Here is a 15,507-nt window from a genome sequence, read left to right on the forward strand (position 1 = left end):
CAGGGGCCCCGACGGGGCCCCTTTTCCATGCGCGTCCGCTCTCTCTCGGCCGGCCTTACTTGCGCACCTGTGCCGCCGTCGCGGCCTCGGCACCTGCCGCGCCGGGCTTCGCGCCGGCCCACAGCGGCCGCAGCCGCAGCAGTTCCCGGTCGAACAGCGCATTGATGCGCTCGAGCTCGGCCTGCTGGTTCTCGATCAGCGACTTGTGCGCCTCGGTGGCGACGTCGTTGAACTCCAGCGCCTGGCGCAGCTTCGGTGGCAGCGGCTTGCCGCGGTAGAACTCGCTCTCGCTCAGCAGCGGCTGGCGTTCGCGCGCGAGCTCGGTGATGCGCTGCTCGGAGTTGCGGATCGAGTCGCGCACCACGCTCAGCGCCGTCTCGCGCGCCTTCTGGTGATCGGGCTCGGCCGGGTAGCGCGTCAACAGCATGCGGTCGCGCCGGCCGGCCTCGAGCTGCTGCGTCCGCTCGGCCTGGCGCTGGCGTTCGCGCGCCTCGGCGGCGGCGCGCTCCTCTGCCGTCATGCTCGGGCCGATCAGCTGGCGCGTCGAGCCGTCGCGGTTGAGCACGCGCTGCTCGCGGTCCAGGCATTCGAGGATGGGCCGGTCGGAGGTGTGGCGGCGGCCCTGCGTGTCGACGCAGGTGTAGATCCCGGTGGCGCTGGAGCCGCTGCCCGCGAGGGCGGCAAGCGGCGCGAGCAGGCCGCCGGCGACCAGCAGGACCTCGTTCAGGCGCGAGCGGCGCGGCATCAGACGCCGTAGCGGTCGCGGTAGGCCGCCACGCCCGGGAAGTGCGCGGCGAGCGCGCCGTCGGCGTTGCTCTGCAGGTAGGCGAGCAGGTCGCCGAGCGTGGCGATCGCGCAGACCTGCAGGCCGAGCTGCTGGCGCACCCACTGCACCGCCGACCAGGGCGCGTCGCTGCCGTCCTCGGCGGTGGCCTTCTCCTGGCGGTCGAGCGCGATCGCGACGCCGCAGGGCGTGGCGCCCGCGGCGCGGATCATCGCGATCGACTCCTTCACCGAGGTGCCGGCCGAGATCACGTCGTCGATGATCAGCACGCGGCCGCGCACCGGCGCGCCGACGAGCGTGCCGCCTTCGCCGTGGTCCTTGGCCTCCTTGCGGTTGTAGGCGTAGGGCACGTTGCGGCCCTGGCGCGCGAGCTCGACCGCGACTGCCGACGCGAGCGTGATGCCCTTGTAGGCGGGGCCGAACAGCATGTCGAACTCGATGCCCGAGGCGAGCAGCCGCTTCGCGTAGAACTCGGCGAGGCGCCCGAGGCTCGCGCCGTCGTTGAACAGCCCGGCATTGAAGAAGTAGGGCGACAGCCGCCCGGCCTTGGTCTTGAACTCGCCGAAGCGCAGCACGCCGGTGTCGACCGCGAAACGGACGAAGTCCTGGGCGAGGGGGGCGTCGGGCCGTGCCGCGGCGCCTGCGGAGGAGGGTGTGGAAGTCATGCGGAAGCGGTCGTACTGCAAGCGGAGCCCCCACTCGCGGGGTGATGCGTGATTGTAGGAGAGGGAGGCGCGCGATCGTCGGGGAAAGAGCGCACCTCCCGGGCGTTCACAGGCCGGCATCATCCCGGCAATCGGAATTCAATGTCCGGACGACAAGCGTGTACTCACGTCGTTGTGCGTTTACCAGTGTTGCATTTCACACCTACTTGTAAACGCTGTCCCATAAAATGCGCCGCACTACCGGAGTACGGCAGTGTGCGGCGGATGTGCCGCACCCGGGGCCGGGTATGCGTCCCCTCGTTCCCGGGGGCGCGCTGCCAGGCGTCCTGCCGTGCTCCCCTGCCTCGTGCCGAGGTCCCTGCGTGCCGCGATCGCGAGCGACCGCATTTCAGGAGCCCGGCGCAGCGTTCAACCCCGCAGCTTGTGGCGCCCGCCTTGGCGGACGCCCCTGCCTTGCAGTCCTTGGAATGCCGATGCCCACCCCTCTTCCGACCCGCCGCGGTCCTGTTCTTCCTTCCGACAGCGTTGGCATCGCCGCACAGGTGTTCAGGGACCAGGCGGCCGCGCTGCTCGCGATCGCCGATCGGCTCGGGCGCGAGGTGGCGGCCGCGGTCGACCTGATCCTCTCGGCCCGCGGCCGCGTGATCATCTGCGGCATGGGCAAGTCCGGCATCATCGGCCGCAAGATCGCCGCGACCTTCGCCTCCACCGGCACGCCGAGCTTCTTCGTCCATCCCGGCGAGGCCTTCCACGGCGACCTCGGCATGATCCGTAGCGACGATGTCGTGGTCCTGATCTCCTACAGCGGCGAGACCGAGGAGGTCCTCAAGCTGCTGCCCTACCTGCAGCATGTCGAGGCGCCGATCATCGCGCTCACCGGGGGCGCGAACTCCACGCTCGCGCGGCATGCGAAGGTCACGCTCGACGTGGGCGTGGCCAAGGAAGCCTGCCCGAACAACCTCGCGCCGACCACCTCGACGACGGCGACGCTCGCGATGGGCGACGCGCTGGCGGTGGCGCTGATCCAGATCCGCGGCTTCCAGCCGCACGACTTCGCGCGCTTCCATCCCGGCGGCTCGCTCGGGCGCAAGCTGCTGACGCGGGTGCGCGACGTGATGCACCGGCCGCTGCCGAGCGTGGCGCCCGAGGCCTCGTTCAAGGAAATCGTCTCCGCGATCACGCGGGGCCGCCTGGGCATCGTCGCGGTGCAGTCCGCGGCCGGCACGCTCGCCGGCGTCATCACCGACGGCGACCTGCGCCGCGCGATGGAGGCGCACGACGACATCCGCTCGCTCGCGGCGCGCGACATCATGTCCTCGCGCCCGGTCACGATTGCCGAGGATGCGATGTTCAGCGACGCCGAGGCGCTGATGGAGTCGCGCCAGATCACCGCGCTGATCGCGCTGGACACCACCGGCGCGCCGAGCGGCGTGGTGAAGATATTCGACGTGGCGGCCTGAACGATCGTGCTTCCGGTGCAGCAGTTCCCGCAGGGCCTTGGGTGCGCGAAGAGGACACCCTGGCAGATCCAGCGCGCGGTGGTCTTCGCGCTGTTCCAGCGCGAGCTCAAGACGCGCTTCGGCGGCCGCTGGCTCGGCATGCTGTGGGTCGTCTTCGAGCCACTGGCGCACGTGCTGGTGATGCTGGCGGTCTTCGGCTTCATGCGCCACACGATGCCTTCGGGCATCGACTATCCGGTTTTCCTCGCCACCGGCTTGCTGCCCTTCTTCATCTTCAAGAACCTGTCGCTGCGCCTGATGGGCGCCATCGAGTCCAACCGGGGACTCTTCAGCTACCGTCAGGTCAAGCCGATGGACACGCTCGTCTCGCGGGCGCTGCTCGAGCTGTGCATCTACGGCACCGTCTACGTCCTCACGCTGCTGTTGCTGGGCTGGCTCGGCCTGCGCTTCATTCCGACTCGGCCGCTGGAGCTGCTTGCCGTCAGCGCGCTGCTGGTGCTGTTGGGCATGTCGCTCGGGCTGGTGTTCGCCGTGGCCACGCATGCCATGCCGCGGCTGGGCACCTTCATCCAGCTGGCCTTCATGCCGCTGTACTTCGTTTCCGGCGTGCTCTTCCCGGTGCACGCGGTACCCGCCGACCTGCGGCCCTGGCTGCTGTGGAACCCGGTGCTCCACCTGATCGAGTTGTCGCGCGGCTGCTTCTTCCCGCAGTACCACGTGCTGCCCGGCATCAGTGCCTGGTTCGCCGCCGGCGTGACGCTGCCCTGCGCGCTGTTGGGCCTGAGCCTCTACCGAGTGCGCCGCGAACGGCTGCTCGCCACGAGCTGAGGGGAGGCCGCCATGATCGAACTGCGCCAGCTCACCAAGTCCTACCCGACAAAGCACGGGCGTCGCTACGTCTTCCGTGACCTCGACTTCAGCTTTCCGGAGGGCGCGAGCATCGGGCTCATGGGGCGCAACGGCGCCGGCAAGTCCACCCTGATGCGGCTGCTCGGCGGCATCGACACGCCTGACCGCGGCGAGGTTGCGACCGATGTGCGTATCTCCTGGCCGGTCGGCCTGTCCGGGGGCTTCCAGGGCTCGCTGAGCGCGCGCGACAACGTGCGCTTCGTCTGCCACGTCTACGGGGCCACCGGGGCGCAACTGCGCGAGAAGGTGCGCTTCGTCGAGGAGTTCGCCGAGATCGGCGAGTACTTCGACCTGCCGATGAAGTCCTACTCCTCGGGCATGCGCTCGCGCGTGGCCTTCGGGCTCAGCCTGGCCTTCGACTTCGACTACTACCTGATCGACGAGGTGATGGCGGTCGGGGACGCCCAGTTCAAGCAGAAGAGCAAGGCGGCCTTCAAGGAGCGCATGCACAACGCCCACATGATCCTCGTCTCCCACAACATGAGCGACATCAGAGAGTACTGCGACGTCGTGGTGCTGGTCGATCAGGGCAGCGTGGTCCTCTACACCGACATCCAGGCAGGCATCGCCGCCTACCAGGGCCTCCTCCCTCCCGCCCGCCGATGAAGTTCCTCTCCAAGCTCACGCCGCGCCGCCTCCAGGCGGCGCTGATCGGTCTGCCCCTCGTGCTCGGGGCGGCCTACTTCACCTTCTTCGCCGCAGACCGCTACGTCAGCGAGTCCGTCGTTACCGTGCGCCAGGCCAACCAGTCCGCCAGCCAGGTGCCCGGCGCCGCGCTGCTGCTGGCCGGGATCACGCCGCCGTCGCGCGAGGACACGCTCTACCTCCAGCGCTACATCCACTCGCTCGATCTGCTCCGCAAGCTCGATGCCCGGCTGCAGCTGCGCCTGCACTACGAGGGCCAGACGCTGGACCCGTTCTACCGGCTCTTCCCCGGCACCAGCCAGGAGTGGTTCCTCGAGTACTACCGCAGCCGCGTCGAGGTGGGGCTCGACGACCTGTCCGGCCTGCTCAGCATCCGCGTGCAGGGCTTCGAGCCCGGCTTCGCGCGGCAGCTCAATGCGGCGATCCTGGAGGAGAGCGAGAAGTTCGTGAACGCGCTGTCGCACCAGATGGCGCGCGAGCAGATGTCCTTCGCCGAGACCGAGCTGCTGCGGGCGGGCGAGAAGCTGCAGCAGGCCAAGGCGAGGCTGCTCGCCTTCCAGAATGTCCACCGTGTGCTCGACCCTACCGCCCAGGCGCAGGCCGCCGAAGCGCTGAGCGCGCAGCTGCAGGGCGAACTCTCGCGGCAGGAAGCCGAGCTCAAGAACGCGCTCACCTACCTCAACGATGATTCGCTGCAGGTCGCCGCTCTGCGCAACCGCATCGCCTCGTTGCGCGGCCAGCTCCAGTCGGAGCAGCTGCGCACCACCGACGCGCGCAGGAGCCAGCGTCTCAATGCCCAGGCGGCCGAGTTCCAGGATCTGCAGCTGCAGGCGGGCTTCGCGCAGGACGCCTACAAGCTCGCGCTCTCCGCAGTGGAGAACGCACGCATCGACGCGACCCGCAAGCTCAAGAGCGTGGCGGTGATCGAGCCGCCCTCGCTCGCCGAAACCGCTGACCACCCGCGTCGCCTCTACCACTTTGCCACCCTGCTGGTCGTGTGCGCAATGCTCTACAGCGTGGTGCAACTGGCTGTCGCAACGATCCGGGACCACCAGGACTGAGCCTCATGATCCTCCCCTCCTTCCGTCCCGCGCCGCCGCTCGCAGCCCTGCTCCTCGCGCTCGCAGGCGCCGCGCAGGCGCAGTTCGCCGGCCTCGAGCTGCCCGACGCCGGTCTTCGCGGCCTCGCCGCGCAGCCCGCTGCCGCTCCGTCCCCGGCACGCAGCGCGGTCCCGCCGCCCGCGGCCGCGTCGTCTGCGAGCCCCGCCCCGAGCGTCCTGCCGCCCGATCCGGCGACTTCGGCGCGTCCGCTGATGTTCGGCTCTCAGATCTTCATCGGGCGCTTCAGCAGCGAGACCTTCAGCGGCTACAACCCCGACCACCAGATCTCGGTGGGCGACCGCGTCAGCGTGCGGATGTGGGGCGCCTTCACCTTCGACGGCACGCAGCCGGTCGATGCGCAGGGCAACATCTTCATTCCAAATGTCGGGCCGGTGAACGTGCTCGGCGTGCGAAATGCCGACCTTCACCGCCACGTCGAGGTGCAGGTCAAGCGCACCTTCCGCTCCAACGTGGGCCTTTACGCTTCACTCGAGGCGGCCCAGCCGGTCAAGGTCTACGTCACCGGCTTTGTGCGCGCGCCCGGACTCTACGGCGGTCTGTCGTCCGACTCAGTGCTGCACTACCTCGACCGCGCTGGCGGCATCGACCCCGACCGCGGCAGCTACCTCGCGGTGGACGTGCTGCGCGGCGGGCGCAGCCGCGGCCAGTTCAATCTCTACCGCTTCCTGCTGGAGGGGCGGATCGAGCCGCTGCAGTTGCAAGACGGCGACACCATCGTTGTCGCCGCGCAGCAGTCCACCGTGCGCGTGAGCGGCGAGGTGCAGAACCCCTACGTCTTCGAGTTCGGCAAGGCCAGCCTCAGTGGAACCGAGCTGCTGGCGATGGCGCGCCCGCGGCCCGCGGCAACGCACATGAGCATCGTGCGCAAGGTCGGCGCCGAGCGCCGCAGCGAGTACCACCCCCTGTCCGACGCGGCCCGCGTCACGATCGAGAACGGCGACGAGGTCTCCTTCACCGCCGACAAATTCCCTGGCACCATCCTTGTGCGCCTGGAGGGAGCCCATCTCGGCGAGCGCACGGTGGTCCTGCCCTACGGCGCCACGCTGCGTCAGGCGCTGGAGCGGCTCAAGCCCGCGCCGCAGGCCAACCTCGCTTCGGTGCAGCTCTTCCGCCGCTCGGTGGCCGAGCGGCAGAAGGAGATGCTCAACACGTCGCTGCGCTCGCTGGAGACCTATGCGCTCACCGGACGATCCTCAACCAGCGAGGAGGCTGCGCTGCGCAACCGCGAGGCCGAGCTGATCATGCAGTTCGTGGAGCGGGCCCGCAGTGTGCAGCCCCGCGGGCAGGTCGTGCTGTCACAGGGCGGCAGCGCATCGGAGACGCTGCTCGAGGACGGCGACGTGATCCGCGTGCCCGAGCGCAGCAACCTGGTGCTGATCAGCGGCGAGGTGGTGCTGCCCAATGCACTGGTGTACGACGAGCGCGCCCGCGTCGCGGACTACGTGCGCCAGGCCGGCGGCTACACCCAGAAGGCGGACAACGCTCGCGTGGTGGTGATGCGCCAGGACGGCAGCGTGGCGAGCGGCGCGGATGCGCGCCTGCTGCCAGGCGACGAGATCATCGTGATGCCGAGGATCGACACCAAGAGCGTCGAGGTTGCGCGTGGCCTCACGCAGATCGTCTACCAGATCGCGATCGCCGCGAAAGTGCTGCTAGGACTTTGAGGATGCCGATGAAGCCACACCGATCCTCACGCCTGTTCCGACGCGGAGCCCGCCAATGATTCTTCGCCGTGTTCTCGATTCCCGCATCGGCAGTAGCGTGCTGCTGTGCGTCCTGCCCTGCCTGCGGCTGCTGCTCTCCGGCTTGGGGATGAAGTCCGCCTACATGTCGGTGGAGATCGCGCTGACGCGCCGCACCCGACTCTTCGACCGCGAGCACTACCTGCGGCAGTTCGCCGGCACAGTTGCGTCCCTGCCGCTGCGTCACTACGTCACGGAGGGCGACCGCGCAGGGCTGTCGCCGAACCCGCTGTTCGACCAGGGCCACTACCTCGCCGCGCTGGGCCGCAGCGCGCTCCCGGTCAATGCGCTGCTGCATTACGCGCTGCTGGGCCGCTTCAGGCGCGTGTCTCCCTCCCCGGTCTTCGACATCGGCTACTACCTCGCGACCAATCCGGACGTCGCTGCCAGTGGTCGGGACCCCCTCTACCACTTCAGCCGCTGGGGCTGGAGGGAGGGGCGCAACCCGTTGCCCGGCAGCCCGCTGAACCTCGGCCTGAGCCGCACGGCACTGAAGGTCGCGAAGACCAACCCGTTGGCGCACTGCCTGAGCCAGGGCCTGCCGCTGGAGAGCCTGTTCGCGGCGCCACTGGCGTCGAGCAAGCGCGACTACACCGATCCCTCGGCATGGGAAGGACTGGCGCCGCGGACGCAGGCGCCCGGCGACGCCGTGGACGTGCTGATTCCCGTCTACCGGGGACTGCAGGAGACGCTGCGCTGCATCCACAGCGTGCTGGTCGCCCCGGTGTGTACGCCCTATGTGCTGGTGGTGATCGACGACGCGGGGCCGGACGGGGAGTTGCGCCGGATGCTCGACACGCTGGCGGAGCGCGGACTGTTCGTGCTCGAGCGCAACCCGCGCAACCTCGGCTTCGTGAAGACCGTCAACCGGGGCCTGCGACTGTACCCGACGCGCGATGTCGTGATCCTGAATTCGGACACGCAGGTCTTCAATGACTGGCTGGACCGCTTGCTCGCGCATGCGGCGCGCGTGCCTTCGCTCGGCACCATCACCCCGCTGTCCAACAACGCCACGATCTGCAGCTATCCGCAGACCCTGCAGCAGAACCTCGTCCCGCCGGACATCGATGCCTCGTCGCTCGATCGGCTGGCGGCCGAGGTGAATGCCGGGGTGCTCGTGTCCGCACCGACCGGGGTGGGCTTCTGCATGTACATGCGGCGCGCCTGCATCGAGCAGGCGGGCCTGCTCGACGAGGCGAACTTCGGACGGGGATACGGGGAGGAGAACGACTTCTGCATGCGTGCCCTCAGGCAGGGCTGGGACAACGCGATCGCGGCCGATGTCTTCGTCTTCCACGAAGGCTCGACGAGCTTCGGAACCGCCGAGGCCGCCCGGCGCAGCGAGAAGGCGCTGCAGGTGCTCAAGCGCCTGCATCCGGACTACCCGAAGCGCGTGCAAGCCTTCATCGAGGCCGATCCGCTCCATCCGCACCGTGCCCGGCTCGACCTCGCGCGCCTGAAGCGGCGCGCGGGCAGCGGCGGCAACATCCTCCTCGTCACGCACGACCGTGGTGGCGGCACCGAACGGCATGTCGGCGAGGAGACCGCGACGCTGGAAGCTGGCGGCGCAAAGGTGTTCGAGCTGCGTCCCTCCAAGTGGTCCGGTCATGTCGCACTCGGCGCCTGGGACATCGGCGAGCTGCCCAATCTTGCGCGCTGGAGCGGGCCGCAGGCGTTGGTGGACGCGCTGCGCGATTTGGGCCTTGCGGAGCTGCACATCCACCATCTCATCGATTTTCCGCCAGGAGTCCACGAGCTGCTCGCCTCGCTGCGCGACGGGCTGGGCCTGCGCTTGGTCGCGACCTTGCATGACTACTACTCGGTCTGTCCACGCATTAATCTAGTTGGACCGCAGCAGCGCTACTGCGGCGAGCCCGACGAGGCGGGCTGCAACGCATGCCTCGCGCAGGATTCGCTGATCCGCAGCAGCGGCCGGATCCAGGACTGGCGTGAGCAGCATTCAGCGCTGCTCGCGATGGCGCACGAGGTCAAGGTTCCGGACGAGGACGTTGCGCGCCGCGTGTCGCGCTACTACCCGGGCCTGCGCCTGAAAGTCGTGCCGCACGAGGAGGAGGCGGTGCTGCGACCATCTGCTGCTGCTGCTGCGCGGACTCCAGGCCCACTGCGGGTGCTCGTCCTCGGCGCGATTTCTAAGATCAAGGGCTACGACATCGTGCTCGGCATGGCACAGGCCGCTCGCCAGCACGGGCTGCCGCTGAAGGTGGAGCTGCTCGGCTACTCGATGAACGACGGGCCGCTGGCCTCCGCCGGCGTCGAGATGCTTGGCCGCTACGTGGACGGCGAGCTCGTACATCGGATTCAGGAGCGCCACCCAGATTTCGTCTTTATTCCCTCGATTTGGCCGGAAACCTACTGCTACACACTTAGCGCAGCCTTCAAAAGCGGTTGCCGAGTAGCAGTCTTCGATATCGGAGCACAAGCTCGTCGTGTGCGAAACGGTTATCCAAATCACTTAATCCTGCCGCTGGCCTATGTTGATCAGCCGGAGGCTGTTTGTGAAGCGATTCTGCGCGAAACGAAAAATACCCTTCCACCAAGCATGTTTTCATCGACGGAAAGCTGTCCCTCTTCCGTTTTCAACTGTCAACAAAGTGGCTCTCTCGCCTTTTCTGAAAGTACGGACCCTACAAAGCAATTATGAGCGACATTTTTAATTTCAACCAGAACCTTGTCCCCTACACCCGTTATCAGGGCCGCGACTACTATCGCATCCAGGGCATGGAGAAGCTTATTATTGGTGGCCGCCATCTCTTTTTTGCTGCTTCCGCAGACACTAGCAAAAACTTCGATAGAAGCGGCATTCAGTTGGAGGAGGGAGAATGGCTGGCGACGGGCACTTTCCGGAATAGTCTATATGTCGAGCCAATTGCACAGCTAAGCTCTATACGCGGCCTCAGCGTGCTAGTTGAATTTGAGGGGGTTATCCGGTTCAAAATGATGCGTGCTACCCGCAATGGGGGGACGCAAGTCATTAAAGAAGTCGTGCTGCAGTCCTCAGAGCGGGCACAGCACGTGCTTAACATTGGCTCGCCTACTGACCTGCCAGAAGGGTCGCGCCTATTTTGGCATATCGATGCTCTCAATATAGGCGTTACTATCTATGACGTTTCCTATGTCACGATGGCCTTGCCGAACTCAGAATGCCGTCTCGCAGTCCTGCTACGTACTTTTGGCCGTACAACCGATGTCAAGGCTATCCTGCGGCGTTTCGTTGATGCCGCTCGCCAAGACCGCTTTTATGCGTCTTTGCTAAGCCATGTGAATTTTTGGGTGCTTGACACGACTGCCGGCAGCGAAACGCAGTATGTAGAAGATTGGCAAAAGGAGCTCAACCTACGCGTATTGGTAGGTCCCAACCTTGGGGGAGGTGGTAATGCAGGCCACCTGCTAAAGCTCTTTAGCGATGCTTGTGACGCTAGCAAGACGCCCCCCACGGAGGTGCTCATGCTTGATGACGATTTGTCGCTCTCGATGGAGTCACTGGCTAGGTACTTCATGTTCTGTGCCTACCGCACTCAAGACATCGTCTGCAGCCTGCCAGTCCTAATGAAAAGTCGGCCAGCGGTGGTGTGGGAGGACGGTGGGTTCTGGGGCCGTCTCAATGACTTTCAAGCAGGGGCGGGTTTTAACCGCAAGCGCAACCTATTCCCCTTCTTGCTGAAGCATGGTCGGCAGCTAGACAGTTTCGGGCCGCTTGATGACTTCTGTGCACTCAATACTTGTGAGTACTCAACCTTCATTTTCTTTGGTATGCCGATGAGGGTGTTCCAGAAGATCGGCTATCCAGCATGTTTCTTCCTGCGCGGCGACGATATTGAGTATTCTTTGCGTGCTTATGACGCCGGGGTGCCGATGATCACTAACCCGAATTTGGCGGCGTGGCACGAGCCCGCTCACTCCTACGGGCAGGAGTACATGGCTATCCTGCACGGAGTCATTATTAATCTGACCTATAGTGATAGTGATGTAGATTTCTACGTCCGCTTTTTTGAAGAGCGGATGCATGAGCATTTGTCCATTGATGACCTTTCAGGTTTGGACGTTTATAAGCGCGTCCTGGCTGAGTTGCTTGACCCGCAATCTAAAGTGTTGACGGAAAATTTCCAGTCCCACTACATCCCCGTATTAAAGGAACTTGGGGCGATCAAAGCGATAAAGATTCCCGACGTCGACAAGGATGCTCTGGAGCGACGAGCAGCGGAAACAGGTGCGTTAATCGTTCCGTTTGTCTATCCTGGCTATCACAAGCACACTGGTACTTCGAGAAGTATCGTTGTGGTCAACCATGGCGCCCGCTCTTATCGTGAAATTCAGGCCCCGAAGCCCGGGATGCGGACTGCTGTCCTCTGCGAGTATGCAAACCTGTTGGGCCAGCTGAGTGAGAATTTTGCAGAAATCCGTGCGCGCTGGCAGCAGCGTCTCGCGACTACTTCCGCTCCCAAGTTCTGGGAGTCGATTCGCGACCGCTATGTAACAGATACTCGTGAGATCTACTGTGAGGCAGCTGTAGCATTAGAAAATTTTGATTCGGTGGAGGATGCTTTCCTAGGGTATGATAAAGGTGGTGAAGCCTATAAAGGTGATCAGAAACAGAAGAAGCAATCTGGTAAGCGGCAAGGCAACTTTATTAAAGCGGTGCAAAAGTATGTGTCCCCCGTTAAACCGCAAACGCCAGTGGTGATGGAGGCGGCTTCCGTTATCAGCAAGGCAGCAGGGGGGGGGTTTGAATCTTTGCCTGCCGACTTTGATCCGGCAGTCTACCTGCATATTAATGACGATGTAAAGGCGGCAGGACTGGATCCTCGCAAGCATTATCTGCTTTATGGGATGAAAGAAGGTCGAAAGTACAAGATTTAAGTCGGGCGTATAGGTGAAAAATTTTCTGGAGGCTGGGGTCTCCAGAAATAATTTTTGCAGGAAGGATTTTTGGGCGATGGATTAATGGCAGAGTTGTCTTGTTGGAGTATTGAAGACATAATTACAGTTAAAATGATGAATGTTGAGGATGAATTTTCTGCTGCTTTTTGGAGGGTGGGCGTCAATGGCAGTGGGATAATTTCTATGAAGATTGAGGATCATGATGAGTGAAGTTGTTTATGTAGGTTTGCACATCCACAAGGCTGCTGGTACAACGCTGCAAGTCCATTTGGAGTCTCATCTTCCATGGACGTTAAGGCACACGGCAGCTGATGTGAACCAGAAAACAGCTCGTCTGCATCTAAACGAGCTAGGTATTTTGGCTGCCAATCATACGCAGGTTGTGTGGGGTCATCATGTTCACGAGGCTTTACTGACTAATTTCAATCGGCCCGTGTCGCTATTCGTTTTTCTGCGAGATCCGGTTGCTCGTATTGTAAGTTGGTTTGATTACGAGCGTGCTCAATACGGAGTGAGAGAGACCTTTGAGGAATTTGTTGATGGCCATGCTAACTCTATGTGCGAAATGGTGGTGTCAGCATTTCCATCCCTGATTGAGCCGCAGGCCGAAAGCTTGGCAGCGCGTGCTATTTCTATTTTGGAAAAATTTAACTTTATTGGGTGTCAAGAGAATTTTCTCGAGCATGCTGCCATTCTTATGAACGAAATCGGAATCCCTCCGATTCCAAGTGATCTTCGTTTGAATGTGAAGCAAGGCAGCCATAGGGCAGAATTGAGTTCCGAGCAGCGTGCTTTTCTATTGGAAAAGAACGCGGAAGATGTCGAGCTTTACGACCGGTTCTTTTTGAATGGTAGGAGCCCCTACCGCTCAGAAAAAATGCATAACTTTTCAACTGTAAACGCAGAGAATTTTAAGGAAGAGCTTCGGAGTGTTGCCCAAATGGCCTTCGACTTGCGCCTTCCGTTCAACCATTCTGATGTGTTTGACGATGTAATGCACAGTAGCCTGCGGCGTTTAATGTTGAGTTACTTCTGCTCGCCGGAAGAACAGGCTGGAAAAATTATGGAAGCGTTGAAGCTTCTAAGTGGTTTAAATAATTTTGTGCTCGACGAATATTTCTTGCATTTCCTTCGTCAAAGAGTAATGAGAGGCGAAAAATTGGATAAGGCATCTATTGATGCGTTGGGGAATGTTTAGTGGCAATGTTGGGTTCCGTCAGTTGTGATAGAGCATAACGATTGATTTTGGTGTTGAGGTGGGGCGGATATATTTTCGCGGTTCCCCCTTGTTTGAGTTTCGTTATTTATATTTTTGGGGCTTAAGGATGAAAATCGGAATGGCAGGCGCTGGGTTTTCTTGCGCCGTAATTGCTCGCGAGTTGGCTGAACAAGGTTACACAGTCGAAGTCTTTGAAAGGCGCAACCATGTGGCTGGAAACTGTCATAGCGAGCGGGACCCAAAGACTGGAGTAATGGTTCACATCTACGGGCCGCATATTTTCCATACGGATGATGAAGAGGTTTGGAATTATGTGAACCGATTCGTGGAGTTCAAGCCTTATGTTAACCGGGTTAAAGCCACAACACGGGGCCAGATCTTCTCGTTGCCAATCAATTTGCATACAATTAACCAGTTCTTCGGCAGAACCTTCAGTCCTAAGGAGGCCGAGGAATTTATCGGGGCACAAGCTGATCTTTCCATTGTTGATCCACAGACCTTTGAGGAGCAAGCATTACGTTTTGTGGGTAAGGATCTTTATGAAGCCTTCTTCAAAGGCTATACAGAAAAGCAATGGGGAATTAGTCCGCAGGAGCTCCCGGCTAGTATATTGAAGCGGTTGCCTGTCCGTTTCAACTACAACGATAACTATTTCTTTCACAGATATCAAGGTATGCCGTTGGAAGGGTATACGACTTTGGTGGAGCGGGTGCTAAATCATCCGAATATCAAGGTGCATTTGTCTACCTCCTTTGAGCGGGAAATGATCTCGCGGTTTGATCATGTCTTTTATTCCGGTCCGGTTGACGGATTTTACGGTTATGATATTGGTCGGTTGCCTTATCGAACTCTTGATTTCGAAGTCTTCCGTGATGAGGGTGATGTGCAGGGGTGTGCCGTAATGAACTATTGTGAAGCATCCGTTCCCTATACCCGCATTACGGAGCATAAACATTTTTCGCCTTGGGAGGAGCACAAGGGCAGCATTTGCTATCGTGAGTTTAGTCGTGCCTGTGGCCCTGATGATATTCCTTACTATCCCATTAGTCATGTGAGCGGCAACGAGCTGCTGGAGCAGTATCAGAAGCGGGCCAGTTCTGAGAAAAAAGTCACCTTTGTTGGAAGGCTTGGAATGTACCGCTATATGGATATGGACGTTACCATCCGAGCCGCCCTTGACACCGTTCGTGAATTCGTGAGCTACGTAGGAAGGAAGTAATGAGGCCATTTTTCATTTTAGGTTGTGTTCGCTCTGGCACCACAATGTTGCGGGACATACTGCGATTGCATCCCAATCTGGCTTGTCCTGAGGAAACTCATTTCTTCCGCTGGGCAGAGCCGTTTGGGACTCCTGCCTTTGTCCATGTGCTGACGCACAATCCAGTCTTAATTAGGCATCGGCAGATGGACGGTATTAGTGAGGAAGAATTCTCTTCATTGCTGAGAGGGGCTCAATCTCGCGTCGATCTGTATGATAAATATATGGCCCTTTTCTTGCAAAGGCGTAAGCCGGGGGCAACACGTTGGTTTGACAAGACGCCGCAAAATGTCTACGGTGCATCGTTGATTGCGGAGATACCAGGGGCGAAGTTTCTTCATATTGTCCGCAACCCGGTGGAGGTGGTGGCAAGTTTACGCATCGGCAAGGTGATGAAGGTGCAGGAGCTAGTAGGGGCATGCAGTTACTGGAACGAGGCGACTGCGATCCTGAACACGATAAAGAGGGCCTTTCCTGAGCGGGTGCTAGAAGTCCGCTACGAAGATTTTGTGAAGCAGCCCCTTGAAGGCGTGGAGCAGATCCTGGACTTTCTAGGTGAGCCCTTCGATGCCAAGTGCTACGCAGGTGTCGATACCCGCGAGATAACGCATCACGACGAAGGGGTGCTGACAGCTGATGAAATAGTGCGGATTCAGCGTCTCTGCCACACGGGGCGGGTGCGTTACGGGTATGCGTGAGGTTCGGCAGCCTGATTGCTAAAGCGGAGAGGGCAAGGAGGCAGGGGAGAGGCTTTGTTGCACAAATGGCAGCGAGGGCGCCGGGCGGGGCGTGGCTTGACAGCGCC

13 protein-coding genes are annotated in these 15,507 nt (G+C 61.6%); 11 read left to right on the top strand and 2 right to left on the bottom strand.

The annotated features are described in order from the left end of the window. Window positions 1–55: 55 nt before the first annotated feature. Together D3A59_RS17955 and pyrE are read right to left on the bottom strand one after the other, a co-directional pair. The gene (locus tag D3A59_RS17955) at window positions 56–745 is read right to left on the bottom strand and encodes a DUF4124 domain-containing protein (RefSeq protein WP_119156702.1); all 690 of its coding nucleotides are present in this window, start codon (window positions 743–745) and stop codon (window positions 56–58) included. Then, window positions 745–1,449: an orotate phosphoribosyltransferase gene (gene pyrE, locus D3A59_RS17960; protein ID WP_119156716.1), complete on the bottom strand. Its 705-nt coding sequence runs from the start codon at window positions 1,447–1,449 to the stop codon at window positions 745–747. The genes D3A59_RS17955 and pyrE overlap by 1 nt, the downstream gene beginning before the upstream one ends. A 473-nt stretch (window positions 1,450–1,922) precedes the next feature. Here pyrE and D3A59_RS17965 point away from each other — a divergent pair, with 473 nt between their 5' ends. From D3A59_RS17965 to D3A59_RS18005, 11 genes are all read left to right on the top strand, one after another. Continuing rightward, window positions 1,923–2,909, top strand: a complete 987-nt coding sequence (locus D3A59_RS17965) for a KpsF/GutQ family sugar-phosphate isomerase (RefSeq protein WP_119156703.1) — start codon at window positions 1,923–1,925, stop codon at window positions 2,907–2,909. A 15-nt stretch (window positions 2,910–2,924) separates the two neighbouring features. Next, window positions 2,925–3,737 carry an ABC transporter permease gene (locus D3A59_RS17970; protein WP_119156717.1) on the top strand — a complete coding sequence of 271 codons (813 nt, stop codon included), beginning with the start codon at window positions 2,925–2,927 and terminating at the stop codon, window positions 3,735–3,737. A 12-nt stretch (window positions 3,738–3,749) separates the two neighbouring features. Further along, window positions 3,750–4,424 (top strand): ABC transporter ATP-binding protein, encoded by a 675-nt coding sequence (locus tag D3A59_RS17975; protein WP_119156704.1) that lies wholly within the window; start codon window positions 3,750–3,752, stop codon window positions 4,422–4,424. After that, entirely contained in the window at window positions 4,421–5,524 is a 1,104-nt protein-coding gene (locus D3A59_RS17980) for a KpsE/RkpR family capsule polysaccharide export protein (RefSeq protein WP_119156705.1), read from the top strand. Before D3A59_RS17975 ends, D3A59_RS17980 begins: the two co-directional genes overlap by 4 nt. A gap of 5 nt (window positions 5,525–5,529) precedes the next feature. Then, window positions 5,530–7,248 carry a polysaccharide biosynthesis/export family protein gene (locus tag D3A59_RS17985; protein ID WP_119156706.1) on the top strand — a complete coding sequence of 573 codons (1,719 nt, stop codon included), beginning with the start codon at window positions 5,530–5,532 and terminating at the stop codon, window positions 7,246–7,248. 55 nt (window positions 7,249–7,303) lie between these two features. After that, window positions 7,304–9,988 (top strand): glycosyltransferase, encoded by a 2,685-nt coding sequence (locus D3A59_RS17990; RefSeq protein ID WP_119156707.1) that lies wholly within the window; start codon window positions 7,304–7,306, stop codon window positions 9,986–9,988. Next, window positions 9,985–12,204, top strand: a complete 2,220-nt coding sequence (locus D3A59_RS25470; protein ID WP_157991580.1) for a glycosyltransferase family 2 protein — start codon at window positions 9,985–9,987, stop codon at window positions 12,202–12,204. Before D3A59_RS17990 ends, D3A59_RS25470 begins: the two co-directional genes overlap by 4 nt. Window positions 12,205–12,258: 54 nt before the next feature. Then, a complete protein-coding gene (locus D3A59_RS25475; RefSeq protein WP_157991581.1) occupies window positions 12,259–12,435 on the top strand; it encodes a hypothetical protein in 177 nt (58 codons plus the stop codon). Next, window positions 12,425–13,423: a sulfotransferase family 2 domain-containing protein gene (locus D3A59_RS17995; protein ID WP_119156708.1), complete on the top strand. Its 999-nt coding sequence runs from the start codon at window positions 12,425–12,427 to the stop codon at window positions 13,421–13,423. The genes D3A59_RS25475 and D3A59_RS17995 overlap by 11 nt, the downstream gene beginning before the upstream one ends. A gap of 127 nt (window positions 13,424–13,550) precedes the next feature. Continuing rightward, complete coding sequence (gene glf / locus D3A59_RS18000) at window positions 13,551–14,663, top strand: UDP-galactopyranose mutase (RefSeq protein ID WP_119156709.1); 1,113 nt, start codon at window positions 13,551–13,553, stop codon at window positions 14,661–14,663. Next, window positions 14,663–15,400: a sulfotransferase family protein gene (locus D3A59_RS18005; protein ID WP_119156710.1), complete on the top strand. Its 738-nt coding sequence runs from the start codon at window positions 14,663–14,665 to the stop codon at window positions 15,398–15,400. The genes glf and D3A59_RS18005 overlap by 1 nt, the downstream gene beginning before the upstream one ends. Window positions 15,401–15,507 lie beyond the last annotated feature (107 nt).

This window comes from Caldimonas tepidiphila (genome assembly GCF_003569765.1).
GTDB lineage: Bacteria > Pseudomonadota > Gammaproteobacteria > Burkholderiales > Burkholderiaceae_C > Caldimonas > Caldimonas tepidiphila.

Excerpts from the sequence above, each read along its gene's own strand:
- pyrE (WP_119156716.1), bottom strand. The coding sequence starts at position 1,449 with ATGACTTCCACACCCTCCTCCGCAGGCGCCGCGGCACGGCCCGACGCC.
- D3A59_RS17980 (WP_119156705.1), top strand. The coding sequence starts at position 4,421 with ATGAAGTTCCTCTCCAAGCTCACGCCGCGCCGCCTCCAGGCGGCGCTG.
- D3A59_RS18005 (WP_119156710.1), top strand. The coding sequence starts at position 14,663 with ATGAGGCCATTTTTCATTTTAGGTTGTGTTCGCTCTGGCACCACAATG.
- D3A59_RS17955 (WP_119156702.1), bottom strand. The coding sequence starts at position 745 with ATGCCGCGCCGCTCGCGCCTGAACGAGGTCCTGCTGGTCGCCGGCGGC.
- D3A59_RS25470 (WP_157991580.1), top strand. The coding sequence starts at position 9,985 with ATGAGCGACATTTTTAATTTCAACCAGAACCTTGTCCCCTACACCCGT.
- D3A59_RS17985 (WP_119156706.1), top strand. The coding sequence starts at position 5,530 with ATGATCCTCCCCTCCTTCCGTCCCGCGCCGCCGCTCGCAGCCCTGCTC.
- D3A59_RS17995 (WP_119156708.1), top strand. The coding sequence starts at position 12,425 with ATGATGAGTGAAGTTGTTTATGTAGGTTTGCACATCCACAAGGCTGCT.
- D3A59_RS17965 (WP_119156703.1), top strand. The coding sequence starts at position 1,923 with ATGCCCACCCCTCTTCCGACCCGCCGCGGTCCTGTTCTTCCTTCCGAC.
- glf (WP_119156709.1), top strand. The coding sequence starts at position 13,551 with ATGAAAATCGGAATGGCAGGCGCTGGGTTTTCTTGCGCCGTAATTGCT.
- D3A59_RS17990 (WP_119156707.1), top strand. The coding sequence starts at position 7,304 with ATGATTCTTCGCCGTGTTCTCGATTCCCGCATCGGCAGTAGCGTGCTG.
- D3A59_RS17975 (WP_119156704.1), top strand. The coding sequence starts at position 3,750 with ATGATCGAACTGCGCCAGCTCACCAAGTCCTACCCGACAAAGCACGGG.